General features: G+C 66.8%; 20 protein-coding genes and 1 pseudogene. 6 read left to right on the top strand and 15 right to left on the bottom strand.

All coding sequences use genetic code 11. The features are described 5' to 3' along the window. Positions 1 to 9 precede the first annotated feature (9 nt). Positions 10 to 657 carry a response regulator transcription factor gene (locus F8S13_00210; GenBank protein ID KAB8146063.1) on the top strand — a complete coding sequence of 216 codons (648 nt, stop codon included), beginning with the start codon at positions 10 to 12 and terminating at the stop codon, positions 655 to 657. A gap of 49 nt (positions 658 to 706) precedes the next feature. Here the strand turns inward: F8S13_00210 and F8S13_00205 are convergent, their stop codons facing one another. The 4 genes from F8S13_00205 to F8S13_00190 all read right to left on the bottom strand — a co-directional run bounded on the left by F8S13_00205 (position 707) and on the right by F8S13_00190 (position 7457). After that, positions 707 to 3484 carry a PAS domain-containing protein gene (locus F8S13_00205; GenBank protein ID KAB8145548.1) on the bottom strand — a complete coding sequence of 926 codons (2778 nt, stop codon included), beginning with the start codon at positions 3482 to 3484 and terminating at the stop codon, positions 707 to 709. 81 nt (positions 3485 to 3565) lie between these two features. Continuing rightward, positions 3566 to 4606 (bottom strand): chemotaxis protein CheB, encoded by a 1041-nt coding sequence (locus tag F8S13_00200; GenBank protein KAB8145547.1) that lies wholly within the window; start codon positions 4604 to 4606, stop codon positions 3566 to 3568. Positions 4607 to 4709: 103 nt separating this feature from the next. Further along, positions 4710 to 5372: a response regulator transcription factor gene (locus F8S13_00195; GenBank protein KAB8145546.1), complete on the bottom strand. Its 663-nt coding sequence runs from the start codon at positions 5370 to 5372 to the stop codon at positions 4710 to 4712. A gap of 12 nt (positions 5373 to 5384) precedes the next feature. Continuing rightward, positions 5385 to 7457 carry a PAS domain S-box protein gene (locus tag F8S13_00190; protein KAB8145545.1) on the bottom strand — a complete coding sequence of 691 codons (2073 nt, stop codon included), beginning with the start codon at positions 7455 to 7457 and terminating at the stop codon, positions 5385 to 5387. Here F8S13_00190 and F8S13_00185 point away from each other — a divergent pair. Continuing rightward, positions 7125 to 7793, top strand: coding sequence for a PAS domain-containing protein (locus F8S13_00185; GenBank protein KAB8146062.1), 669 nt, complete (start codon positions 7125 to 7127; stop codon positions 7791 to 7793). The genes F8S13_00190 and F8S13_00185 overlap by 333 nt on opposite strands. Positions 7794 to 7874: 81 nt before the next feature. Beyond that, complete coding sequence (locus tag F8S13_00180; GenBank protein KAB8145544.1) at positions 7875 to 8261, top strand: response regulator transcription factor; 387 nt, start codon at positions 7875 to 7877, stop codon at positions 8259 to 8261. 30 nt (positions 8262 to 8291) lie between these two features. Here F8S13_00180 and cadA read toward each other — a convergent pair whose 3' ends face one another. Both cadA and F8S13_00170 read right to left on the bottom strand, forming a co-directional pair. Beyond that, on the bottom strand, positions 8292 to 10382 hold the full coding sequence (cadA, locus tag F8S13_00175) for a cadmium-translocating P-type ATPase (GenBank protein ID KAB8146061.1): 2091 nt from the start codon (positions 10380 to 10382) through the stop codon (positions 8292 to 8294). Positions 10383 to 10399: 17 nt separating this feature from the next. Next, a complete protein-coding gene (locus F8S13_00170) occupies positions 10400 to 10777 on the bottom strand; it encodes a winged helix-turn-helix transcriptional regulator (GenBank protein ID KAB8145543.1) in 378 nt (125 codons plus the stop codon). A gap of 298 nt (positions 10778 to 11075) precedes the next feature. Here F8S13_00170 and F8S13_00165 point away from each other — a divergent pair, with 298 nt between their 5' ends. After that, positions 11076 to 12284 (top strand): PLP-dependent aminotransferase family protein, encoded by a 1209-nt coding sequence (locus F8S13_00165; protein KAB8145542.1) that lies wholly within the window; start codon positions 11076 to 11078, stop codon positions 12282 to 12284. Positions 12285 to 12397: 113 nt separating this feature from the next. Here F8S13_00165 and F8S13_00160 read toward each other — a convergent pair whose 3' ends face one another. From F8S13_00160 to F8S13_00140, 5 genes are all read right to left on the bottom strand, one after another. Further along, entirely contained in the window at positions 12398 to 12898 is a 501-nt protein-coding gene (locus F8S13_00160; GenBank protein KAB8145541.1) for a vitamin K epoxide reductase family protein, read from the bottom strand. A 66-nt stretch (positions 12899 to 12964) separates the two neighbouring features. Beyond that, entirely contained in the window at positions 12965 to 14509 is a 1545-nt protein-coding gene (locus tag F8S13_00155) for a DUF4173 domain-containing protein (GenBank protein ID KAB8145540.1), read from the bottom strand. A gap of 102 nt (positions 14510 to 14611) precedes the next feature. Further along, positions 14612 to 15577, bottom strand: a complete 966-nt coding sequence (locus F8S13_00150) for a hypothetical protein (protein KAB8145539.1) — start codon at positions 15575 to 15577, stop codon at positions 14612 to 14614. A gap of 113 nt (positions 15578 to 15690) precedes the next feature. Further along, positions 15691 to 16440: a helix-turn-helix transcriptional regulator gene (locus tag F8S13_00145; protein ID KAB8145538.1), complete on the bottom strand. Its 750-nt coding sequence runs from the start codon at positions 16438 to 16440 to the stop codon at positions 15691 to 15693. Between the two features lie 32 nt (positions 16441 to 16472). Continuing rightward, complete coding sequence (locus F8S13_00140) at positions 16473 to 16850, bottom strand: cupin domain-containing protein (GenBank protein KAB8145537.1); 378 nt, start codon at positions 16848 to 16850, stop codon at positions 16473 to 16475. Positions 16851 to 17278: 428 nt separating this feature from the next. On the opposite strand from F8S13_00140, the gene F8S13_00135 reads away from it, so the two are divergent. After that, a complete protein-coding gene (locus F8S13_00135; protein ID KAB8145536.1) occupies positions 17279 to 19318 on the top strand; it encodes an alpha-L-fucosidase in 2040 nt (679 codons plus the stop codon). A gap of 44 nt (positions 19319 to 19362) precedes the next feature. Then, positions 19363 to 20049 (top strand): M50 family metallopeptidase, encoded by a 687-nt coding sequence (locus tag F8S13_00130; protein KAB8145535.1) that lies wholly within the window; start codon positions 19363 to 19365, stop codon positions 20047 to 20049. Positions 20050 to 20107: 58 nt separating this feature from the next. Here F8S13_00130 and F8S13_00125 read toward each other — a convergent pair whose 3' ends face one another. From F8S13_00125 to F8S13_00110, 4 genes and pseudogenes are all read right to left on the bottom strand, one after another. Further along, on the bottom strand, positions 20108 to 21436 hold the full coding sequence (locus F8S13_00125; GenBank protein KAB8145534.1) for an adenylosuccinate synthetase: 1329 nt from the start codon (positions 21434 to 21436) through the stop codon (positions 20108 to 20110). A gap of 144 nt (positions 21437 to 21580) precedes the next feature. Next, positions 21581 to 22486: pseudogene (locus tag F8S13_00120) on the bottom strand (hypothetical protein). Between the two features lie 21 nt (positions 22487 to 22507). Continuing rightward, positions 22508 to 23584, bottom strand: a complete 1077-nt coding sequence (locus F8S13_00115) for a molecular chaperone DnaJ (GenBank protein ID KAB8145533.1) — start codon at positions 23582 to 23584, stop codon at positions 22508 to 22510. A 183-nt stretch (positions 23585 to 23767) separates the two neighbouring features. Then, positions 23768 to 24628, bottom strand: coding sequence for an STAS domain-containing protein (locus tag F8S13_00110; GenBank protein KAB8145532.1), 861 nt, complete (start codon positions 24626 to 24628; stop codon positions 23768 to 23770). Positions 24629 to 24641 lie beyond the last annotated feature (13 nt).

Genomic DNA, 24641 nt, shown 5'->3' with positions numbered 1-24641 from the left:
ATGACAACGATAAACAAGCTGCGCATTTTTCTTGCGGATGACCATGAGGTCGTTCGCGAGGGCCTAAAGCGACTGGTGATCGCCCAGCCAGATATGGAGGTGATCGGCGAGGCCGCACATGGGCGGCAGGCGGTGGAACGAGCGCTGCAGTCGGATGCGGATGTGGTGATTATGGACCTCTCCATGCCCGAGCTGAGCGGTGCCGAGGCCACCGCCCTGCTCAAGCAGGAGCGCCCCGCCATCAAGGTGGTGGCGCTGAGCGTCCACGAGGATGTGAGCTACCTGCGCCGCCTGCTGGAGGCCGGGGCCTCCGGCTACGTGCTCAAGCGCAGCGCGGCGGAGACGCTCATCCAGGCGGTGCGGATAGTGGCGGCGGGCAGCGTCTACCTCGACCCGCTGCTGACAGGCACCGTGATCGAGAGCTTCGTGGATCAGCACCTGACCACAGGGGGCGTGGCGGTGAGCACGTTGAGCGAGCGCGAGACCGATGTGGTGCAGCTGATCGCCCAGGGCTACAGCAACAAGGAGATTGCCGCGCAGCTGGGCCTGAGCGTGAAGACTGTGGAGACCTACAAGGCCCGTGCGATGGAGAAGCTAGGCTTCACCAGCCGCGTGGCGCTGGTGCGCTACGCCGCGCAGCAGGGCTGGCTGGCATGAGGGCGGGCCGGATGGGCTGGGGTGCAAGGCTCACGCCCCAGCCCGCCCGCTAACGAACAGGCACATCCTCGGCATAGACCATCACGCCGTCGGAGTGGCCATCGCCATCGTGGATAGGCAGAACCGTGAAGGCGATGTGCCGCTCGGCGAGCGCCCCATCCACGCCCGCAATGGTGAACGGGCATGCTGGTGTGGTATAGGCCGCATCCTGGTACTGGGCCTCGCGGATGGCCTGCATGAGCGGCGTGCCTGCGCCCCCCAGCAGATGCAGCACATCCTCCAGCAGCCAGCCGTGCACCTCGCGCCCAGCCAGCAGCCGCGCGAAGCTGGCGTTCAGCGTCTCGACCGCCAGCTCGGGGCCGCGCAGCACCATGATCGCGAAGGGCGCAAGCTCGACCATGCCGATCAGGCGGATGCGCTCACTCTCCAGCTTGCGGGCCAGATCCTGCAGCTCGCTGCTGCGGGCGTTCAGCTCGTCGTTGGTGGCCTCTAGCTCCTCGTTGGTGGCCTGCAGCTCCTCGTTATTCGTCTCCAGCTCCTCGTTGGTGGCCTGCAGCTCCTCGTTGGTGGCCTCAAACTCCTCGTTGGTGGCCTGCAGCTCCTCTTGCGTGAGCATCATCTCCTCGTTGGCGGCCTGCAGCTCCTCGTTGGCATCCTGCAGCTCCTTATTCATCTCCGACAGCCGCTGGTTGGTGCTATTCAGCTCGCTGAGCAGCTGCTTCTGCTCGATCTGCACCGCCTCAAGCTTGCGGCGGGTCTGCACCTGCTCGGTCACATCGCTCACGCTGATCATGGCCAGCTCTGGCCCATTTGGCTCAAGCGTGATCGCGGTGATGCTCAGCGTGAGGTAGCGGGGGTTGCCGAGCACGCCCTCAAGCTCAAGCTCGGGCAGGGTGGTGGTGGTGTGCTCGCGGAACACCAGATCAATGCCGGTGCGCACCTGGGTGTAGGGCAGGCCCCGCGCGGTGTGGAGGAAATCCTGATCGTTCCCGCTATCGCGGATGCCCAGCAGCCGCCGGGCCGGGCCGTTGATTGTGATGATCCGGTAGGTGCGGTCGATCAAGGTAATGCCGAGGGGTAGGAAGCGCAGCAGCGTCTCATTCAGTCGCCGCAGTTGAGCAACATCCATGGTTGGTATCTGACTTTCGTGCTCGTTGTAGCGGGGCTCTGTTGGCTGCTGGGCTGGGGCGCTCCCGCTGCGGTAGGCGGCTGGAAGCGCACCGGGCGCGCTCCCCTGACGTGAGGGCACCGGGATCGGCCCGCTGGTGCAGCGGTAGACCTTCCAGCGCTTCTCCACAAGCTCAAAGGTGGCCTTGCTCGGTCGGGCGGTCTCGGCCTTCCCAAGGAAGAGGTAGCCGCTGGCATGGTGCAGCGAGTAGGCGAAAATGTCGAGCACCTGCTGCTGCAGCTCGGGCTTGAAGTAGATCAGTACGTTGCGGCAGACCACCAGATCGATGCGCGGAAACGGCGCGCCACGGCTGAGATCCTGCTGGCCGAAGATCACCATCTGGCGCAGCGGCTTGACGATCCGGAATCCCAGGTCCATCTGCTCGAAGTAGCGCGATCGATAGTGGTCGGGCATATTGTCCAGCACGTTGCGCGGGTAGATGCCGCGCCGGGCGTAGGTGATCGCGCCCTCGTCGATATCGGTGGCGAAGACCTTGATGTTCCACTCGGGCAGCTCGGCACCCAGCATGTCGGCGATCAGCAGCGCCAGCGAGTATGGCTCCTCGCCCGTGGCGCAGCCCGCCGACCAGAAGCGCAGCACCCGCCCGTGCTGGCGACCATGCTCGATCAGCAGCGGCATCACCACCTCGCGCAGGTAGCTGAAGGCATCCGGGTCGCGGAAGAACTCGGTCACCTTGATCAGGAAGGCCATCACCAGCTCGCCCACCTCGAAGGGGTGGGCCTCCAGGTAGTGCAGGTAGTCCTGCAGGGTCTGGCTGTGGGTCACAGCCATGCGGCGGCTGATCCGGCGCAGGATGGTGGACTGCTTGTACTGCCGAAAGTCGATGTTGGTGTGGCGGCTAATATAGTTCAGGATGTCGCGCAGCGAGTCGTGCAGGCGCTCCTGCGGCTCGGGCAGCGCGATACCCTTGATGATGTCGTAGACCAGCGGGCCAATCCGCTCGATGTCGGCCACGTGGTCTACCCCGGTGGGCGGCAGGGCCAGCGGCATGGATGGGTAGCGGGCCGTCTGCGGGTTCTGGATGATGATCGTGCCGCCGACGTTCTTAACATCGATCGCGCCCGCCGCCCCATCCGACCCCGAGCCGGTGAGGATGATGGCGATCAGGCGATCGCCATAGACCGCCGAGGCGCTGGAGAGCAGCAGGTCGATCGAGGGGCGCGGTCGCCCACGGTGATCTTCCTCGGGGATGATATGGCCATCGCGCAGCACAATATGGCGGTTGGATGGCACCACGTAAACCGTGCCGCTGTGCAGCGGGGTGGTGCTGCTCACCTGCACCACTGGCAGGGGCGAGCGCCGCTCCAGGATGGAGGCCAGGCTGCTAGGGCGCTGCGGGTCGAGGTGCTGGGCGATGATGATCGGTGCGGGAAAATCGGCGGGGAGCGTGCTGACAAGAATAGACAGCGCCTCTATACCGCCAGCCGATGATCCGATCACCACCAGATCGCTCGGCTGCCCAGGTAGCTGCTCGGGTATGCTCATGACTCCATCCACAATCGGCGATATTTGCCGTACTATAACGCGCCGCGCATGTGGTGTCAATCGCATCGAAGCGTGGCCAGGAAGCCCTATCACATCCCCGAGACCTGCGCGCCACCGACCACACGAGAATGCGGGATCAGAATGATCCCGCATTCATCTGTCGGCCCTTTGGCCTGCACACCTTCATGGTGAAGATTTTCTTTCCCTGGTACCTTGGCGGCCCCCAATGGGAGGCTACAGTGGCGGCTCCTGGCCCTCGTGGCCCATAATGCCGTGGCTATCGAGCAGCACCCGGCGGATGGACAGCACCTGGGCCTGCGTCTCCTTGAGCATCTCCTCGAAACGGCGCTGCGACTGCACCGACCCGCGCTCGCTCGCACGTGCGGCCAGGGTCGTGGCCAGCGCCGCGCGCTCCTCCAGCGTTTTGAGCGCCACCCACAGCGCCGTCTCAAGCGCATGATCCTGCTCGGCCAGCATGCTTTCGGGCGAGAAGGCGTGGCCGACCCGGCAGCGATAGCGGGTCAGCGCCCCATCCTGAAGCTCGAAGAGCACACCGCCGCACTCTGGGCACGAAAAGACCGAGGGCGTACCTGGGCGATCGGGGTTAAGCGCATCTGCTGTATCCATAGCTACGCTCTGAATCTCTTGTTGGGACGGATCACCGGTCGCCAGCGCCCGCTTCGAGGGCGCTGGCGCTGCGACCAGCTGGGTCAGCAGCGCGGCGATATCCCCCACCGGCACGCAGTGATCGGCCTGGACATACTCCAGGGCGCTGGTTGGCATGCTGGGGTAGAGCGCATCGGCGGGGTCGTGCACCACGGCGATGCCGCCCGCGCGCTTGACGGCGAACAGCCCGGCGGTGCCATCATCCAGGTTGCCGGTCAGAATGACGCCGATCACGCGCGGGCCGTAGGTCTGGGCCACCGACCGGAACAGCGGGTCGATCGCGGGGCGCGAGCGGTTCTCGCGCGGGCCGCGCACGACATGGATCCGGCCATGCTCCAGCAGCATATGGTGATCGGGCGGAGCGATATAGATCACGCCCTGGCGGATCTCCTCGTTGTTGGTGGCGTGAAGGCATGGCAGCGGGCCAGCGCGGCTCAGGATGGCGGGCAGCAGGCTGGGCGCATCGGGCGGTATATGCAGCACCACAAACAGCGATGCCGCCAGATCCGCAGGCAGCCCCTGTACGATGGTGGTGAGCGCCTCCACGCCCCCGGCGGAGGCTCCGATCACGATGATGTCGTGGTGCGAGGTGTGCGGTCTAGAGGTCATCCCTTATCACTGCCTCTCAAGCCCCTGGCATGCCTGGGACCACAAGCCGCGCGCAGCGCACGCGCGCTTGTGGTACCTATAGCAAGCCGCGTACCGCCTGCGGCTAGGTGCCGCTGCGGGGCCAGCCCTGGGCCGTGGCGTAGCGCAGCACATCGATGCGGGTATGCAGGCCCAGCTTGTGCATGGCGCTGGCCTTCTGATCGGCCACCAGCGCCGCCGCAAGCCCAAGCTGCTCGGCGATCTCCTGGTTGGTGTGGCTGCGCGCCACGCCCTGCAGCACAGCCAGCTCCAGCGCGGTGAGCGCGCTGTCGGGTGGGGCGGGCGGGCGCGGGCTGCCGCCTGCGGGCGTCTCACCCGGTTGGGCTGCGGCGGCGAAGCTCGGGTCGAGGTACATGCCCCCGGCGGCCACGGTGCGGATGGCGCTGATCAGCGCCTCGGCGGCGGTCTGCTTCAGCACATAGCCGCGCGCGCCCATGCTGAGCATGCGCCGCAGGTAGCCCCGGTCCGCGTGCCGGGTCAGGCCCACCACGCGGATATCGGGGTGGCGCTGGAGGATCTGGGCGGTCGCGGCGATTCCATCGCCCTCGGCCAGCGAGAGATCCATCACGATCACATCGGGGGCATGCGCCCCGGCCCGCTCGACCGCGTCGGCCATTGTCCCGGCCTCGGCCACCACGCACATATCGGGCTGGCCGTCGATCAGCAGCTGCAGGCCAGCCCGCAGCACGGCGTGGTCATCCACCAGCATCACGCGCAGATCTGCCATCGCTCGATCTCCTTATGGCAACAGGGGGATGCGCAGGTAGACCGCGCTGCCCCTTCCCAGGGTGCTTTCGATCGTGACGGTGCCGCCCAGCAGCGCGGCGCGCTCGGCCATGCCCAGCAAGCCTAGGTGGCGGCGGCCCGTCGGCGGGTCGACGGGCCGCGTCTGCACGAAGCCCTCGCCGTCGTCCTCGATCACCACGCGCAGCTCGTCGCGGCGCTGCTCGATGACCACACCAACCTGCGAGGCGCGGGCGTGCCGGAACACGTTGGTCAGCGCTTCCTGGATGATTCGATAGGTGGTGACCTCGACGAGCGGCTGCAGGCGCTCGATCTCCAGTGCGGCAATGTAGATCTCCACCGGAATGCCGGTCGTGCGGGTCCACTCCTCGGTATAGCGGCGAAGCGCCTCGGCCAGACCCAGGTCATCTAGCGAGGGTGGGCGCAGCTCTAGGATCAGCCGCTCAAGCTCGTCGTCGATCTGCCCGATGATCGCGCGCAGGTGGCGCACATCGGCCACCGCGCTGGCGGGAATCCCCTCCAGATGCTGCAGGATCGAGAGCCGCAGGTTGAGGGCGCTGAGGAACTGGCCGAGCGAGTCGTGGAGCTCGCGGGCGATCCGGCGGCGCTCGTCCTCCTGCGCGGTGATGATCCGCTGCAGCAGCGCCCGACGCTCGGCCTCGGCCTGCTTGCGCGCCGTGATATCGCTCAGCAGCGCCATCACAGCGGACACCTGGCCGAACGTATCGTACAGCGGGGCCGCCCACACGCTCAGAGACAGTGGGGCACCCCGCTTGTGAGCGCTCGCGGCCTCCATCTCACGGGGCACGCCGCTCTGCAGGATGGCGGACAGCTCGGCGGGGCTGGCGAACAGGCCATCGATCGGCACATCGGGCAGCCGCCGCCCGACCGTCTCCTGCTCGCCCCAGCCGAACAACTGGGTGGCCGCCGGGTTCCAGCGCTGGATGTGCAGCTCGGGGTCGATGGTGATGATCGCCAGCGGCGCGACGCGGATGAGCGCCTCAAGGGCGCTGTTCACACGCACCAGTTCGCCAGTCCGCTCGGCGATCCGCCGCTCCAGTGCGGCGTTGGCATCTACCAGCGCCCAGCGCACCATCTCGGCCTCGCTGCGGGTGGCCTGGGCGGCGTCGAGCGCCGCCCGCTGCTCGTGGATATCGGTGGCCACCCCACACCAGCGCAGCACCTGGCCATCCTGGCCCAGCAGCGGCTGGGCCTGCACGAGGAACCAGCGGTATACCCCATCCACCCGGCGGATGCGCTGCTCCTGGCGGAGCGGCTGGCGGCTCTCCAGGGCGTGCTGGAAGCTGCGCACCAGCTGCGTGCGATCATCCGGGTGGATCGCATCCCGCCAGCCCGCGCCGCTGGCCTGCGCAAAGCCCTGGCCGGTATACTCGGCCCAGCGCTGGTTGCACCAGTCGGCATTGCCTGCGGGGTCGCTGCTCCACAGCAGGTCGGGCACCAGGTCGGCAACCTCGCGCAGGCGGCTGCTGGATTCTGCCTGGCGGTTGGGCGCTACCCCCTCGGTGAGGATGACCAGCACCCCCAGCGGCGCACCATCCTCGCCCACGATCGGGCTGTAGTCGAGGTTGCACCAGCCAGCCCCAGTAGGCAGCCCGCGCACGGCCTGCGCGTGGCCAGCGAGCGCGGCCCGAAAGCGCTCGATGGTCTTCCGCGCAATGTGCGCCACAATCAGCGAGCGCACCTGGGCAACAAGAAGCCTGCCAGATGCGCAAGAATGCCAATCGGTGCTGAGGCACGAAGCTTGCTCGCGCCAGCTTGGCTCAGCCCTCATTGGCCGCGAGCGAGAAACACGATGGCAGCATCCACTCCTATCACCCATACCGGCGACCTGTTCGCTCCCAAGTTTGAGGTACTGCGCAGCCGCGCCAGGCGGCTCTACCGCTCGGCATCCGAGGGGGCGCTCGGCCAGCCCCAGCTTATGGAGGCCATGGATGAGCTGGCAAATGTGCTTGAGGCGCTGCAGGCCGCCGAGCAGTATATCCAGCAGCTCTCTGCTGCGGTCAATGTAACCCAGGGCACGCAGGATGTCCACTACCAGCATTTCCAAGATCTGTTCCAGCAGGCCCCGGCCAGCTATCTGGTCACCTCGCTGGAAGGCAGCATCCGCCAGGTGAATGCGGCGGCGCGCGCCATGTTTGACGCTGACGAGCGGCTGCTTGTGGGCCGCTCGCTGGCCTACTTTGTCGAGTCGGGCATCCGGCGACCATTTGTGGAGGAGATGCGGCACACAGAGGCCAGCCAGGCACCGCATAGCTGGGTCACGCCCATGATCTCATGGCATGGCACACCGTTCCAGGCCATGCTCACAGCGGGGCGGATCTGCGGCCCCTCAGGGCGGGCCACCGGCCTGGGGGTGCTGATCCAGCCGGTGCCTACCCAATAGCTACCCGCGCCGCGCGGCCTCTTTGGTGTAGCCAGCCGCATACAGGGTGTAGCGTGTATGCGGCCAAGCGACAGGTGAAGCATGGGAACATCGCCGCTGATCATGATGGTCGATTCGGATATCGCCTTTTTGGAGATGCTGGCCGAGTTCCTTGGTGAAGAGGGCTATGCCACCCAGCCGCTCCGCACGACATCGGATGCTTTTTCCACAATCGCGCAGGCCCAGCCGCAGCTGGTGATCGTCGAGGTGGCGCTGGACAACCCCGAGCAGGGCTGGAGCCTCCTCAACAAGCTGCGCCTCGACCCCGCAACCTGCAACATACCCGTGATCGTGGCCTCGGCGGCGACCGACCTGATCACACGCAACGAGGCCCACCTGCGCGAGAAGCGCTGTGCTATTCTGCTCAAGCCCTTTGATCTGGAGGATCTTCTGGCGATGGTGAAGCGGCACGCGCCGCTCCCCGCCTAACCGCTACAACACCAAGAGCGCAAAACCCCGCTAGGTGCGCTGGCGCAGCAGGCGCGACGAGTTGGCAAGGATGCCTAGGTCGGGCAGCGACTGCGCTGCCGCCGCCCAGATCGGGGGCAGCAGGCCAAAGGCTGCAAGCGAGAGGCCCACCAGATTATAGATCGACGTGAAGGCGATGTTCAGCTTGACGACCCGCATCGTGCGGCGCGCGATCCGCAGCACCTCGGGCACCAGCGGCCAGCTATCCTGCATCAGGGCGACGTGGGCGGCCTCGATCGCGATGGTGCTGCCCGCCGCGCCCATCGCGATACCCACATTGGCCTGGGCCAGCGCCGGGGCATCATTAACGCCATCGCCGATCATCACGACCGTGTGGCCCTGGGCCTGATACTGGCGCACGGCGGCGATCTTGTCCTCGGGCAGCAGGTTTGCGCGGTAGGCGATGCCCAGCTGGTGCGCGATCGCGGCGGCGGTGCGCTCATTATCGCCAGTCAGCATCACCACCTCGCGGATGCCAAGCTGGCGGACCTGCGCGAGCGACTCCGCCAGATCGGGGCGCGGCGTGTCGGCGGCGGCCAGAATGCCGATCAGCTGATCATCCTGGGCCACCAGCAGCAGCGTCTTGCCCTGCTGCTCAAGCTCTGCAGCTGCCGGATATCCCGCCGCCTGCGGCACCAGGCGCGCATTGCCGACGGCGATCTGGCTCCCCTCGATCTGGGCGCGCACCCCTAGGCCGGGCAGCGCCACGAAGGCTTCTGGCTGAGGGAGCAGCATGCCCTGCGTGGCATCGCGCACCGCGCCCGCTAGGGGGTGCTCGGAGTCGCGCTCTGCCGCGCCGACCAGGGCCAGCAGGCGCTCGCGCGAGATGCCGCCGAGCGGGATCACGTCGGTGATCGCCGGACACCCCATGGTGAGCGTGCCGGTCTTGTCGACCAGCAGCACATCGGCCTTTGCCAACACTTCCAGATACTTGCCGCCCTTGATCAGCACGCCGCGCTTTGCCGCAGCCCCGACCGAGGCCAGCATAGCGATGGGCGTGGCGAGCGCAAACGAGCACGAGCACGCCACCAACATCACAGCGGCGGTCGCCAGCGGGTTGCGGCTGAGGAAGAAGGTGAGCGCGGCCACACCCGCGACCACCGGCAGGTAGTAGGCCGAAAACGTATCGGCGATGCGCTGCACATCGGCGCGGTGCGTCTCGGCCTCCTCCACCAGGCGGATGACCTTGCCAAAGGTGGTATCCACACCCACAGCGGTGGCGCGCACGCGCAGGCTACCGCCCGTTGCGATCGTCGCAGCGAAGACGGTGGCCCCCGCCGCAGCCTCGACCGGCATCGGCTCGCCGGTGATCGCCGCCTGATCGACCGTGGCGTAGCCTGCCAGCACCTCGCCATCAACCGGGATCTGCTCGCCGGGCCGCACCACCACCGTTTCACCCACGCGCACATCGGCGATCGGCACCTCGTGCTCGACGCCATCGCGCTCCACGCGGGCGGTCTGCGGCGCGAGCGCGGTGAGGTCTTTTACCGCCTTGCGGGCCTGCTCGGTGGTGAAGCGCTCGGCGTACTCGCCAACGCGCATGAAAAATACCACCACCACTGCGGTGGCCCACTGCCCAACCAGCAGCGCGGCCAGCGCGCCCAGGCTCATCAGCGTATGCGCGATCACTTGGCCACGCAGAGTAGCGCGCGCCACAGTGCGAAAGATCGGCCAGCCCGCCGCCAGCACGATCAGTGCGCCGATCGGCAGCGGCACCCGATCGGTGATCGCTGCGAACAGGCCAAGCCCCTCGCCAACCACCACCACAAACAGCACCAGCGCAAAGACGACCCCAAAGAGCGCCAGTACACGCCGCGTGAATGATACCGCCTGAGGCTGGGGCGACACCGCCTGCTGCGCCGTGGGCTGGAAGGCATCGGGTACCGAGTAGCCCGCCCCCTCGACCGCACGCCGGAGCGCGGCGATCTCGACCCGCGCAGAATCAAGGCGCACCCGTGCTTTCTCGGTGGACAGCAGCACATCCACCGACTCAACCCCTGGCAGGGCGGCCAGCGCCCGCTGCACATGCCCTGCGCACTCCGCGCAGTCCATCCCCGTGATCGGCAGCTCCACCAGCTCCAGCGTATGGGGTGGGTTGCTCATGGCCTTTCATCCTGTTCTAGAGCAATCACTTCGCCCTTCAGCGCCGAGGGCGCGGTATAGCGCGTACACTCGTACACACCCTTCGCCACATCGGCCAGCAGCTCATCGGTCATGTCAAGCAGCGCGGCCACTCGCGCATCGCTCAGCTGGTAGTGCACGTAGCGGCCCTGCTGGGTGCGCGTCACGAGGCCGCAGTCCCACAGGCAGGAGAGGTGGGTCGATGCGTTGGGCTGGCTCAGGCCCGTCGCCTGCACGATCTCGCCCACCGTCTTCGCGCCGTCGCGCAGCGCGTCGAGGATGGCGAGCCGCGATGGGTCGGCAAACCCGCGATAGAGCTTGGCCCGTAGCTCGATGCTCTGCCGTTGCGCCGTCATAGCGAAGCCCTCTTCTATCAACGTATAAATGTATGTTGATATATTAGTATGATCATGCCGCGTGTCAAGGGTTGTTGTCGCTATCGCAAAAAAGTGGAGAAAACGCAAGCGATCAGGGCGAGCGCAAAACAATCGCCGCCGCGCTGGGGAAAGATCCGCCAAAGATAGGATGCGGCCCCAACCTGCCGCGCCAGCCAGCTGTGCTATGATGATCGGGCATACCCCAGGAGCATGGCGCTCATATGCCGCGCAGCGTCGCCGCCCGATCTTCTTTTTGTGTGAAGGAGGCCAGACACCCATGGTTGCATCACCGCAGCACACCACCAAGCAGCTGAGCGATCTCTACGCGCCTCGCGCCCGCGACCTTGCCCCGCCGATGTATGGGGCCGCCCAGCAGGGCCGCGCCGCCCCGATCAGCCTGGCCTTCGGCCTCGCCGACCCGACGCTCTTCCCCACCCAGGAGCTGGCCGAGGTGACCGCCGAGGTGCTGGCCGAGCGGCCCGACACCGCGCTGAACTACGGCCCCACCAGCCCCGAGCTCTACGAGCAGATCAGCGAGCGGCTGCAGCGCCAGGGTATCGCCGCCACCCGCGAGCAGGTGCTGGTGAGCCACGGCTCGGGCCAGCTGCTGGGCCTGCTGCCCGAGGTGCTGGTGTCCCCCGGCGACACCGTGATCATCGAGGGGCCGAGCTTCCTCGGCGCGGTCCGCCGCTTCGAGATCGCCGGGGCCAAGATCGTAACCATCCCCGTGGATGCCGATGGCATGGACATCGACGCGCTTGAGGAGAAGCTGGCCGAGCTGGCCCGCCAGCGCATCCGGCCCAAGTTTATCTACACCATCCCCACCTTCCAGAACCCCACCGGCACCACCATGTCGCTCGATCGCCGCAGGCGGCTGGTGGCGCTGGCCGCCACCTACGGCGTGCTGGTGGTGGAGGACGACGCCTACAGCGAGCTGGCCTTCGACGGCTCGTCGGTGACCACGCTGGCCTCGATCGACACCGAGGGCTGGGTGGTGCGCGTCGGCACCTACTCAAAGATCCTGGCCCCGGGCGTGCGCCTAGGCTGGGCCAGCGGCCCCAGCGAGCTGATCAAGCGGCTGGCCATGGTCAAGGTCGAGGGCGAGAACGGCCCGTTCGTCACCCACGTGGTCTCGCGCTTCAGTGCCGATGGTCGGCTCGACCGCCACATCGCCCAGCTGCGCGAGCGGTACCGCCACAAGTGCCAGGTGATGCTCGCGGCGATCGAGCGCGAGTTCCCCGCCGAGGTGCAGCTCTACCGGCCCGAGGGCGGCTTCTTCCTGTGGTGCACGCTGCCCCAGGGCGTCAGCGCCGCCCGCCTGCTCGACCTGAGCGAGGAGCGCGGCGTCTCGTTCCTCACCGGCTCGCGCTGCTACTGCAACGGCCAGGGCGACGACAGCATCCGCCTGGCCTTCAGCTATCACTCCCCCGAGCAGATCGCCGAGGGCATTGGCGTGATCGGCCAGGCCATGCGCGAGCTTTGGTAGGGATGCGCACCTCATACTGAGTGGCAAAACATACAGGTGAGCGGCATGGTGCAATGCCGCTCACCTGTTTATGGCTGTCGCTACATAATTCGTTTCGGCAGCTGAACTCTATGCTATCCCACTGCAAGCTCATCTAGCGGCGGCGGCTCGTAGCGCGACCAGCGCAGATCGAGCCAGGCCAGCAGGGCGATGCCCAGCTCCATACTGGCCGAGAGCATGCACCAGAAGCAGATCGCGTGGATCACCGCCAGCTGCAGGTAGACGAGATAGGCCGAAAAGAGCACCCCCAGCGTCGCAACCACGGCCAGCACCGCCCGCGCGGAAAGAGGCCCGCGCGAGAAATTGGCAAGGCTCAGCAGCGCCAGCAGCAGCAGCGCGGCGTAGCCCGCCACGCCGATAAACGCCACCGGCACGCCGAAAAATACCGCGTGGGGGCTAGCCTGCACCGCCTCGCAGCCGCCGCTGGTGGGGCAGGCTAGGTGCGAGGCAGTTAGGCGGTTGATCGAAAGGTAGAGCGCATCGAACAGGCCAACCAGCGCAAACAGCACGATCGCGATCTTCTGCACAGCGAATTGTCTCATGGTAGTGCCTCGTTGCTCGGAAACCGCACTCATGCTACCATCCCCCGATCTCCCGAGGCACTAGGACTTAGGGGTGAAAAAGCACGTTCATGGCTTGCGCTAGGGCAATTCCCAGCCGCACCTGGCGGCCTCGCCCGGCGGCACCACCGCTTCCAGCGCCGCAAGCCCGCGCGAGCGCGCCAGGTTCCAGCCGCGCCAGCCGTCGGCCACCATATCGGCCAGATGCCCGCGATGCAGGGCCAGCTCGCACATAATCTCGCCCTGGGTATCGCTCGGCAGCGTGGGCAGCGCATCTACTAGGGCCGGGTAGGCATCGGCGGAGAGGCGGGTGAGGTAGTAGTGGTCGAGCTTGCCGATATCGTGGTAGCGCTGCAGGTTGGCCCGCACGATCAGCTGCTCGGGGTTGGCCAGGTTCAGCACCGCCAGCACCACCAGCGCGCTGGCCAGACCGCCCCACACAAAGGCGCGCGGCTGCTCGCGCACCAGCGCCACCACGAACAGCACCAGCAGCGCCCCCAGCCACACCATAAACGACTGGGTGTACAGCCGCAGCTCGGTGAAGCCGTAGGCCTGCTCGTAGAGCAGCATGCGCTGGAAGGCCGAGCAGAGCATGCCGATCAGCAGCACCACCATCACCACGCATGCCCCGTCGAACAGCATGCGCTGCCGCCCCGGCGCGCGGTGCGAGACCATATAGCTCGCCCATAGCAGCCACAGCGACATACAGGCCACCACCACCAGCTCGGCGAAGCCGCGCCGCGCGTAGTCGGCATAGGTCATCTCGCTGCGCTGCAGCGTGTCTAGCCCGCCGAACAGGTAGCCCGCCTGCACCAGCATAAATGCGGCGAACAGCGCATCCACCAGCCCCAGCACCGTAATCGACTCGACCCAGCCCAAAAAGCGTAGGCCCGCGCCCTGCTGGTCGAGCCGCTGAGTCTCGCCCTCGGCGGGGGGGTGTGCGACGGCGAGCGGCGGTGTGCAGATCGCCACTGCCAGTGCGCCAGCGCACACCCAGGCCAGCACCACAGCCGCAAAGCTGTGCCACACCAGCGTGTCGAACTGAAGTGGCAGGGTTAGGGTGAAGATCCGGCTAAGGTAGGCCGAGAAGGTCGCATCGGCAGCCGAGAGCAGCCAGCCGAAGCACAGCAGCAGCGGCGCGGCGATCAGCAGACCGCGCAGGAAGGGGAACATGCGCCGCAGCAGCCCGCCGCGCAGCGGCAGGCCCAAGGCCAGCGCCTGCTGGGCCAGCTGGATCGGCTCGACGAGGCTAAACACGCATGTGCGGCACACCCGGCCCAGCGCGGCCAGCAGCGGCAGGCGTGCCAGCGCGTGGCTGCGGTAGAACGCCACCAGCAGCACCAGCAGGCCCAGCACCGCCACCACATCCAAAAACACCAGCGCGGGCGTGGCCCGCAGCGCCACAAAGCTGGCGAACAGCAGCGCCGCCGCGCCCAGCCAGGTGTTCGCGGGCGTAGCCGCCACATGCTCGGCGCGGCCCAGCGCAAAAAGCGCGACCAGGGCCAGCAGCACCCACAGGGGCACCGCCAGCCCTGGCCAGCGCCCGATCACCAGCTGGTCGGCCAGCGCGCCCAGCAACAGCGCGCCCAGCACCACCCTCCACGGCGAGCGAAACGAAGCATACATAGACAACCTCGGCATACAAAGCGATCCTGCCAAGGTTATAACGCATTGGGGCGGCGGCGCTCAACGCTGCGGGTGCGATCTGCGCCGCACTCGGGTGCTTGACTAGGGGCGGTAGATCCGGTCGACCTTCACCACCTCAAACGCGCTGCCAGGCACCGTCTTCAGCTGGTCCAGATCCTCATCATCCCAGCGCGCATCCGAGGCCCCGCTAATAAACCAGCTCGAACCGTTGTCGGCCACGATCATACCGTAGGTCTTCAGGGCCTCCAGCACCACGCGCGACTGGCCGGTGAAGCCCGAGAGGTCGTAGCTGGCCTTGAGCCGCAGCCGCAGGCCCATGGGCGGCAGATCGGTGGCGGTGAGGCTGCTGGCGTAGTGCGTGGCCGGGTGGATGTAGGCCCGCTGCGAGCGCTGCACTGTGAAGCGCAGCGCGTGGCGGATGCTGCCCGCCGACACCTCGTCGTAGCGCGCCAGGCCGGGCAGGATGGGCAGGCCCGCCGCATCGGCGGATGTCCAGCCATCGGGGCGCAGCGTGTTCGAGCGCAGGTCGAACACCGCGCCCGATCCGCCTGCCCAGCCGGGGCCGACATAGGTGGCGGCGTACATCTCGTACAGCTTGCATGTCTCGCGCTGCAGCACTAGCACGTGGCGGTCGCTGCCGCCCTCCACCGGCGCATCGGGCGGGATGGGGTAGGGGCCAGGGTCGCTCTCGTCGGCGTACTCGAACGCGACCGGCACCAGCGCCTGGTCAGGCCCCACCGTGGTGTAGGGGATACCGTACGCGCCCCCGCCGCCGAAGTCGGCGTGCAGGTACTGGCGATCCTGCATGATGCTGGCGATATACGCGTCGGAGTTGGGGTCCACCGGGTCGCTGGCAACCGGGCGGTTCCAGGGGTTGTCGGCGGGGAAGATCGGGCAGCCATCGATGATCGGCACCGACGGCGTCTGGATGAGCGGCAGGTAGCTGCTGCTGTCGCTGGCGCTGCGGCTGGTGGCTGTGGGCAGCATCGCCACCAGCGCCAGCAGCGCGATGGCGGGAAGTGCGTTGGATAGCCGCGTGAGTCGCATAGGCATCTCCTGTATTCCACACTGAATAGGCCTATCGCTATTATAGCGAGTGTCGTGTGGAAATGCCTAAGGTATTCTATTGTTTCGGCGGCTGAACCAACTTAAAAATACTACTAAAATCTCTTTCCAGCATAATCGCGCGGCGTCTGGCCAGTAAAGGCCCGAAATGCGGCGCTGAATGCGGCGGGGCTAGCAAACCCCACCGCGTAGGCCACCTCGATCACTGGCAGCGAACCCCGCTCAAGCAGCTCCATCGCGCGGATCATGCGCGCCCTGCCGAGGAAGACCCGCCACGTCATCTGCGTCTCGGCCTCGAAGCGGCGCAGCAGCGTGCGCTCGGAGACCCCAGCGGCCTGCGCCGCGCCCGCGGCGCTCAGCGGCCCGCCCAGGTGGGCGAGCGCGTAGGCCATGGCCCGCGCAAGCTCGGGCGAGCGCGGGCGCGGCAGCCAGAACGGCGCTGGCTGGGCCGCCGCCTCGCTGCCCATGTCGGCCAGCGCCGCAAAGAAGCGCGCGGCCTGCGCGTCATCCGGGCAGCGCCCGCGCCCCCAGCGCGCGCTGTAGCGCAGCATCTCGCGCAGCACTGGGGTGACGGCGAACACGCAGCATGGGCGGGCGGGCGGCGGCATATCCCCCGGCGCAAACAGCACCGAGTGGCATGCCACCGCCCCGCTGCTGCGCAGGCGGATGGGCGTCTCCGCCGCGATCAGGGCCGCGCGCTGGGGCGGCAGCCGCCACTGGGCCTCACCAGCCTCTAGCAGAAAGGCCCCGTCGGCGGCGTAGAGCAGGTAGTGGCCGGGGAAGCTCTTCCATCCGGTGTCAAGATCGGTCAGAGTCTGCGCAATGCCAAACGTTGGCTCATCCATCCGCACCTCGCATACAGCAGCGGCACCGGCGGCTACTCAGCCCACGCGGGCCGCACCTCCTCGCCATCGACCCGGAAGAAGCGCACGCCTGCCGCCGCGATCAGCAGCCACGCGGCAGGCTCGGCACCTATGGTATTGAGCTGGTGGACCTCGCCCGCCGGAATAATTGCGGCATCGCCTGCCGCAAGCTCGGCGCTGCGCTCGCCCTGCGACACCCGCAGCTGACCGCCCAGCAGGTAGATCACCTCCTCGCGGTCGTGCAGGTGCAGCGGGCCTTGGCCGCCCGGCTGCTGCTCCTGGCGGATCACGCTTACCCCGCTGGCCCCGCGCGAGGGCGTCGCCACGCCGCCCGAGCGATTTCCCCCATCGCTCGCCTGCCCCACCACATCCTCCGCCCGAATGATGATCATTGTGTGCTCCTTCTCTCCACGTTCGGTTGATGTGCATAGCATAGCGCCGCGCGCCCTGGCCGTCTGTCGTAGGTCGGCCAGGAACTATCGATGATCCGCCAGTTCCGGCCCCGAACGTTGCGATGCTGGCAATAGAAGCGCTGGCTAGCGCCGCCCCGCAACACCCGGCCCGGCTGGCGCGTCCTATCGCCAGAGGCCGATGGCGAAGCCACCCATGAGGCAGCTCTAGGTAACCGAAGAGAGTGCGGTATAATTGGCCATTCTTACCCATGGGTTGCTCCATACCGATGAGCGTAGCAGCCTAATATAGCTCATTCTAGAGAGAAGTAGGGCTATTTCTTCTGAGAATACGTTAGGAAGCAACTAGTCGAACAGTGGCGACCCTAGCTCATTGTGACCCCATCCCACTCGACGCTTCTTTGTAGAGGATGCTAAGCATGCCTTCTTTTCCACCACCAGCCCCCTTGGCACCCACCCCATCGGCCACGCAATGGCGCTGGCAACGCCTTGAAACCTATGCCTTTGTCCACTTTTCGCTCAATACCTATACCGATCAGGCCTGGGGGTACGGCGACGAAGACCTCAGCCTGTTTAATCCCCAGGGTCTCGACGCCCGCCAGTGGGCGCGGGTCTGCCGCGACGCAGGTCTGAAGGCGATCATCGTGACGGCCAAGCACCACTGCGGGTTCTGCCTATGGCCATCAAAGTATACCGACTACTCGGTGAAGAACACCCCATGGAAGGACGGGAAAGGCGACGTGGTCGGCGAGCTGGCGGCGGCGTGCCAGGAATATGGGCTGAAGCTCGGCATCTACCTCTCGCCCTGGGATCGCAACCGGGCCGACTACGCGCAGCCATCCTACATCAGCTACTTTCGCCAGCAGCTCACCGAGCTTCTCACAAACTACGGCCCGATCTTCGAGATCTGGTTCGATGGGGCCAACGGCGGGTCGGGCTACTACGGCGGCGCGCGCGAGATCCGCACCATCGACCCAAAGACCTACTACGATTGGCCGAACACCTATAGCCTCATCCGCAGCCTCCAGCCCGAGTGCATCATCTGGAACGATGGCGGCGACCGGGGCGAGCTGCGCTGGGTGGGCACCGAAGATGGCTTTGTGGGCGAGACCAACTGGAGCATGCTTGACAGCCAGGGCGATGTCTCGTGGGCCATGCTGCACCACGGGCTGCCGAGCGGCGACGCGTGGGTCGCCGCCGAGGTCAACACCTCGATCCGACCCGAGTGGTTCTACCACCCCTCGGAGGATGGCAAGGTGAAGTCGCTGCCCCGCCTGCTCGATGTCTACTACGCCTCGGTGGGACGAAATGCCAGCCTGCTGCTGAACTTCCCTATCACCCCGGCGGGCCTGATCCACCCCAACGACGAGCGCGCAGCGCGAGAGTGGGCGCAGGCCATCCGCGACTCCTTCGCCCACGATCTGGCCCCCCAGGCGCAGGTCAGCGCCTCGCCGGTGCGCGGGGGCGACCCAGCCTACGGTGGCGCGCGCACGGTGGATGGGGATATCGACACCTACTGGGCCACCGACGACGGCGTGATGCAGGGCGCTGTGACGCTCGACTGGGGGCGGCCCACCGCCATCAACCGCTTCATGGTCGAGGAGGACATCCGCCAGGGCCAGCGCGTGAGCGCGTTCGAGGTCGAGGCCATGGTAGGCGGGGCGTGGCAGACCTTGGCGCATGGCACCACCATCGGCTACCGCCGCATCCTGCGGTTTCCAAGCGTCGCTGTCTCCCAGGTGCGCTTCTCGGTGCGCGCGGCCCGAGCGTGCCCGATGATCACCAGGATAGGGGTATTTAATGCGCCGCTGGTCTTGCGCCCGCCGACCATCATGCGCAACCAGCAGGGCGACATCTCGTTCCGGACCGATGATATCGGCCCATTCGTCCACTACACGCTCGACGGCAGCAGCCCGACGCCCCAGTCGCCTCGGTTCACCGCGCCGATCCCCACCGATGGCGGACGGCTGGATGTGCGCGCTATTACCTTCGACCCTTCCAGCGGGCAGGTCAGCCCCGTGGGAAGCGAGACCTTCGACCTTGCACGCCGCGCGTGGGCCATTCTTGACACCGATGACCCAGACTCTCTACGTCTGCTTGATGGCGACCCAGCCACCGTCTGGCATAAAAACAACGGCGGCGCGCTGCCGGTGGATCTTGAGATCGACCTCGGCTCGCAGCAGACGCTGGTCGGGTTCCGCTACTTGCCCGACCACGCGCTGTGGGGGCCAGGGATTATCACCCAGTACGAGTTCTGGGTCGCCGCCGACCTTGTGAGCTGGAAGCTGGTGAGCGAGGGCGAGTTCTCAAACATCGTCAACAACCCCATCCGCCAAGAGAAAGCCTTCGCACCCGTGGAGGCGCGGTACATCCGGCTCCGGGCGCTAAAAAACGGCGAGGGCAACGACAACATCGGCTATAGCAACCTCGAAGTCATCACCATGCACTAGGTGGCGGCTTCGCCCGTTCCGACCCTTGTAACCTGTGAGGGATTATGTCACGCTCATTTTCAACATGGCACCGCCGCGAGATCGGCAGCGTCCTACTCGTCACGCTGGTCATCCTGATCACCTGGCAGATCCCGATGCTCAGCTGGGTATCGTACCCGTTCCGCCTATTCGGCACCTTCATCCACGAGATCTGCCACGGCATCGCGGCGGTCATCACCGGCGGCAGGTTTCAGGAATTTGTGGTCGAGGCCGATCTCTCTGGCCTCGCGCTTTCCGCCGGTGGGGTGCGCTGGTTTATCACTAGCGCGGGCTATGTGGGCAGCGCGGTGTTCGGCGGCCTACTGCTGCGGCTCTCGGCCCGCCACGTCTCGGCGCGCACCCTGCTGATGGGGCTAGGCGTGATACTGGGCGTGCTCTGCCTGCTGTTTGTGCGCAGCCTGTTCGGCATCGCCAGCGGGCTGCTGCTAGCGGCGGCGCTGATCGCAGCGGCCCAGCGCCTGCCCAGCCGCTGGGCCGAGACCCTGCTGCTGGTGCTGGCGGTCGAGCTGATCTTCGATGGCTTCAACAGCCTGATCGGCCTGATCTTCCTCTCGTCGCAGAGCCAGGTCAACACCGACGCCCAGATCATGGCCGCCGCCACCGGCCTGCCCGCGCTGCTGTGGGCGGTGGTGTGGACTGCGATCTCGGCGGCGATCCTGGTCTTCACGCTGCGTGATGTGTACCGCTGGTAGCGGCAGAAACGGGCCGCATGGGCTAAACCATGCGGCCCGTTTGCAAAAAGAAGAGCGGCTACCGTTGAAAAAATGGCTGCATCTGCTGTTTCCGTGTGGCGTCTGAACCATATGATGTGATCGCAACAGGAATATCTAGATCGCGCTCAAGATGATCGATCAGCGCATCCGCCGATGCCAGCGCCACATGCTTGGGCACACAGGCGAGAAGCTGCATCGTCAGCCGCTCCTGGTGGGCCAGGTCGCGCGGGTCGGGCGAGATCGCCAGCCGCTCCAGGTCGCGCCCCGCGCAGGTGTAGCGCTGGCAGACACGCAGCTCGCCCAGATCCGCCAGCCGATCCAGGCATGTCACCGCCAAGCCATCCAGCGGCCCCACCACATCCAGCGCGTAGCGCAGCATCACCATGTCCAGCCATCCCGCGCGGAAGCCGCCCTGCCACGTGCCGTGGCCATTGCGCGCATCCGGCAGCGCCGCCGTCAGCCCGGCATCCTCGCTCACGAACGGGCCTGCGCCGTGGCGGGTGGCGTAGCCCCGCGTCAGGCCCAAGCGCGTCACCGCGCCAGTATGCCCTGCCTCGGCCAGCAGCGCGTCGGCGTTGGCCAGCGTGGTGGTGCTCCAGGTGGTGTAGGGGTGGAAGCCGCGCCACTCATCGAGCAGCACGCCCTGCGCCCCCTCGAAGATCACCGCGCCAGGGCGGGCCAGCAGCCCTCGTACATGCTCGCCGGGCACCACCTGGGCGCGCGCGGCGAAATCGCGGTAAGCGGGCAGCAGCCAGTCGGCCCAGTCTGGGTCGTGCAGCAGCTCCAGCTCGGCCTCGGCCTGCGCACTCGGGAGGATGCGATCCTCGAAGGTGCGCAGCTTGGCCAGCGCCAGATCGCGCAGGAAACATAGCTTGGCATACAGCGCGTTGGGGTGGTGCATGTCGCCCATGCGCACCGCGTGCGCGGCGTGGGCCAGCGCATCAGCCGCCGCCTCGCCCACGCCGATGCCGCAGCTGCCGTGGCGGCCAGGCCCGCGCGCCAGCTCGCGCAGCCGGTTGGTGGCGCGGTGAAACGGCGTGATCACCAGGGCCTGCGCATCGATTGTGGTGAGATCGAACGGCTCGGCCACGCCCAGGCGACGCAGGTGCGCGGCCTCGGACTCCATGGCCAGCGGCTCCACCAGCATGAATCGCGAGAGGTGCGTGGCAGCGCCTGCTAGCGTGCCGCTGCCAAACTGGCTGAACACATGCTCGCGCCCGCCCTCGACCACGCGGTGCGCGGCCTGCGCGCCGCCATTGTAGCGCACCACCGTGTGCGCCCCGCTGGCGCGCGTCAGGTAGTCGACGATGCCGCCCTTCCCCGCGTCGCCAAAGCCCAGATCGACCGTCAGAAACACATCGCCCATCGCAGCGCTCCATTTTTTGGGAAGAGCAGGTGTGGCGGCTGAACCACACCTGCTTTCAAGCAACTACAGCCGACCGCCCAGGTTCAGCATCGATGCGAGGCCAAGCAGACCTTTAGTGCGCGTGGCCCCACCGTGCTTGGATGCGTAGGGCACCAGCGCCGCCGACGCGGTAGCCACCGCGCTGTCGTCATAGCCCGAGGCCACCAGGTCGTCGCCAGCATCCTTCAGGCTGCCCACCACGCCCTCGCTCAGGCCGATGGCCAGCGCCACCGTCTCGCAGACCGCGCCCTCGTCGGCCAGCATCAGCACACGCTCGCCCAGCAGCTTCTGCCAGCCCTGCTGGATGGCTTTGTCGCCACCGTGGCTGGTGTTGGTGGGGATGATGTGGAAGTGCTCATAGCGCTCGTGCAGCTCGGCCAGCAGCTTGGGCAGCGGCAGGTCGGCCTGCAGCCGGTCGCCGATCACGGACGCCACCTGCTTGCGGCTGATCGACGCGTAGGGGTGCTCGTCGCCGATGGTGAACAGGTAGCCCTTGTGTCCGCGCTTCTCGTAGCAGTCGATCGAGGTGTGCCGCGCCATCATGTACATCGCCAGCTCATACGACTCGTACACCTGGCCGCCGCCGCCGCCCTCGATGTAGATCTTGCCCAGCTCGTCGTCCATCTCCAGCCCCGACTCGAACTGGCCGATCTGCAGCGGCACCTGGTCGCAGTAGGCATCGCCCACCGCCCCGAACAGGATCTGCGGGTGCTCCACATAGCCCCGCTGCACCAGCACGCGCATCAGCGCGCCCAGCTTGGTCTGCAGCGTGCGCGGCACGCTGCCCATCGAGCCGGTCACATCAAAGATCACGGCGATCGCCAGCGAGCTGGGGTGCGCGTCGCTGTCGCGGCTCTCGCGCGTCACGCCGTAGGGGTTCATCTGCGGGTGAACCTCCACCTTGCCAGTCGAGCGCACGTGGGCATCGTAGGTGAACGCGGTGGCCCCGGTGGCCGAGCGGCGGTTCTGGCGTGCCGCGTAGGCGTCGTCGCTCCAGTAAGATCCTCCCATGACAGCCTCCTTATTTTATGTCTACACAAAAGCCGAGATCGGCATACGAAACGGGCGAAATGTCGGCGGACCATAGCAGTCATCCAGCACCTCGCGGAAGTCCTCCAGCAGCTGCCAGGCATCGTTGGCGCGGCGGATGGGCGAGGGAATGAGGCAGGACTGCAGCAGGTTGCGGATGGGCGCAGGCACACTTTTCGGCAGCTGAACTCCATTGCCACCAAGCAGCACAACCATCGTCCGTGCCGCAAGGTAGATGTCGGTGGCCGCCGTCGCTGGCTCTTTGGCCAGCACCTCGGGCGGGTACATGCCATAGTTCGCCGGGCTGATCGCGCGGATGGGCTGGCCCATCCCCACGCTATAGCACCAGTCGATCAGGATGCCGTTGTGGTCGTCGGGCCGCACCAGTACGTGCTCGGGCAGCACCGCACCATGCACTAGGCCGTGGTCGTGGGCCAGCGCCAGCGCCGCCAGCATGCGGTTGAACATCCAGGCCGCATCGGCGGGGTGCACGCCGCGCGGGTAGGCCCGCCGCACCTCGGCCAGCGACGCCACGCTGCGCTCACGGCGCAGCACGTTGGTCTGGCGCATCACCCCATGCTCATCCTCGACCAGCAGCTGCTCGATCAGGGTGGGGAAGTGGGCGCGCACCGGCCTGCCCGCCAGGGCCGCATCCAGCGTGTCCAGGGCCTCGGCCTCGGCCAGCAGCAGGTCGCGGTTGTGCGGGTCGCCCGCCATCTTCAGCAGCACCGGCGTGCCGTCGGCGTCGGCGGGGAATAGGTGGCACAGGTCGCCCGACCATGGCTCGCCCGTGCCCACGTAGTGGTGCAGCCGCCCCGCCACGTGCAGCCGAGGCGGCGCGCCATAGCGGCCATCGGCCAGCTCGGCCTGGGCCAGCTGGTACCACTGCGACAGCGACTGAAACACCTGCTGCGCCAGCGCCTGCTGGCGCGGGTTATGGTCGGGGTGGGCGATCTGCGCCAGCTCGCGGTAGCGGCGCTTCAGCGCGGCCATGTCGCCCGCCCCGATCGGCCCGAAGACCGCATCCGCGCTGGTGGCGTGGCGGATCTGCTCCCAAAGGTTTTCCAGCGGTGTGTTCATAGCTCACCTTAGTGTTAAATTCACACTAACATCTTAATGTCATATAGACACTAAGTCAAGCGCTTTTTTATGACAGAAAATTCATATTCTATTGATCAGAATGCCGGATTTCGCCCACAACAAAACCGGCCTGGGCGTACCCAGGCCGGTAAACGAGCACTGACGATCAGGCGCACGGCACGGCTAGGGCTTGCGCGCCACCACCTGCATGCCGTGGCGCGCGAAGGCCCAGGCGATGCCCGCCTGCAGATTGGCCAGCGTGTGGATCGACTGGAGGTCGACGCCCAGCTGGATGAGCGTCTGCGCGATCTCGGGGCCGATGCCCACCAGCGCCACATCGCAGCCCAGTAGCGCGCTGGCCCGCGCCGCCTGCAGCAGGTAGGCCGCCACCTGCGTGTCCACCACCGGGATGCCGGTAATATCGATGATCACACTGTCGGCCTGGTAGGTGCCGATCGAGGTCAGCAGGCTATCGGTGACCTGCATGGCGCGGCGGCTATCGATCGCGCCGATCAGCGGCAGCGCCAGGATGCCATCCCACACCTGGATCACTGGCGTCGACAGCTCCTCCAGCGTCGTCTGCTGCTCCGAAAGCTCCTGCCGCGCCGCGTCGATCTCCTGCTGCACCTGCTCGATCGAGCGCTGCTGGTGGATGGTCTCGGTGATATCGCGCAGCATCGCGACAAGGTGCGTCACCCTGCCCTCGCCGTCGCGCAGCGGGAAGTAGGTCGCCTCGGTCCAGCGCGCCACATCGACGCCGCCCTCGTGGAGCTCGAAGAGGTGCGGCGGCAGCACGATCGTCTCGCCCTGCATCACGCGGCGGTGCAGCTCGCCGCTGCCGATAGCGGCCAGCTGCGGGTCAGTGATCATGTTGAACCCGCGCGCCAAGATCTCGGGTGTCAGCTCGAATAGCGCGATGTGGGCCTGATTATAGCCGACCACGTCGCCCTGGGCGTCGTAGATCGTGAGCGGGATCGGCAGCTGGGCAAACAGCCCTATGCACTGCTCGGGCGTGAGCTGGTGGTAGAATGCGGGAGGGAGCATTAAGAACTCTCCT

The sequence above is a fragment of the Chloroflexia bacterium SDU3-3 genome (assembly GCA_009268125.1).
Classification (GTDB): domain Bacteria; phylum Chloroflexota; class Chloroflexia; order Chloroflexales; family Roseiflexaceae; genus SDU3-3.
This window is presented reverse-complemented; position numbering and strand designations above follow the sequence as displayed.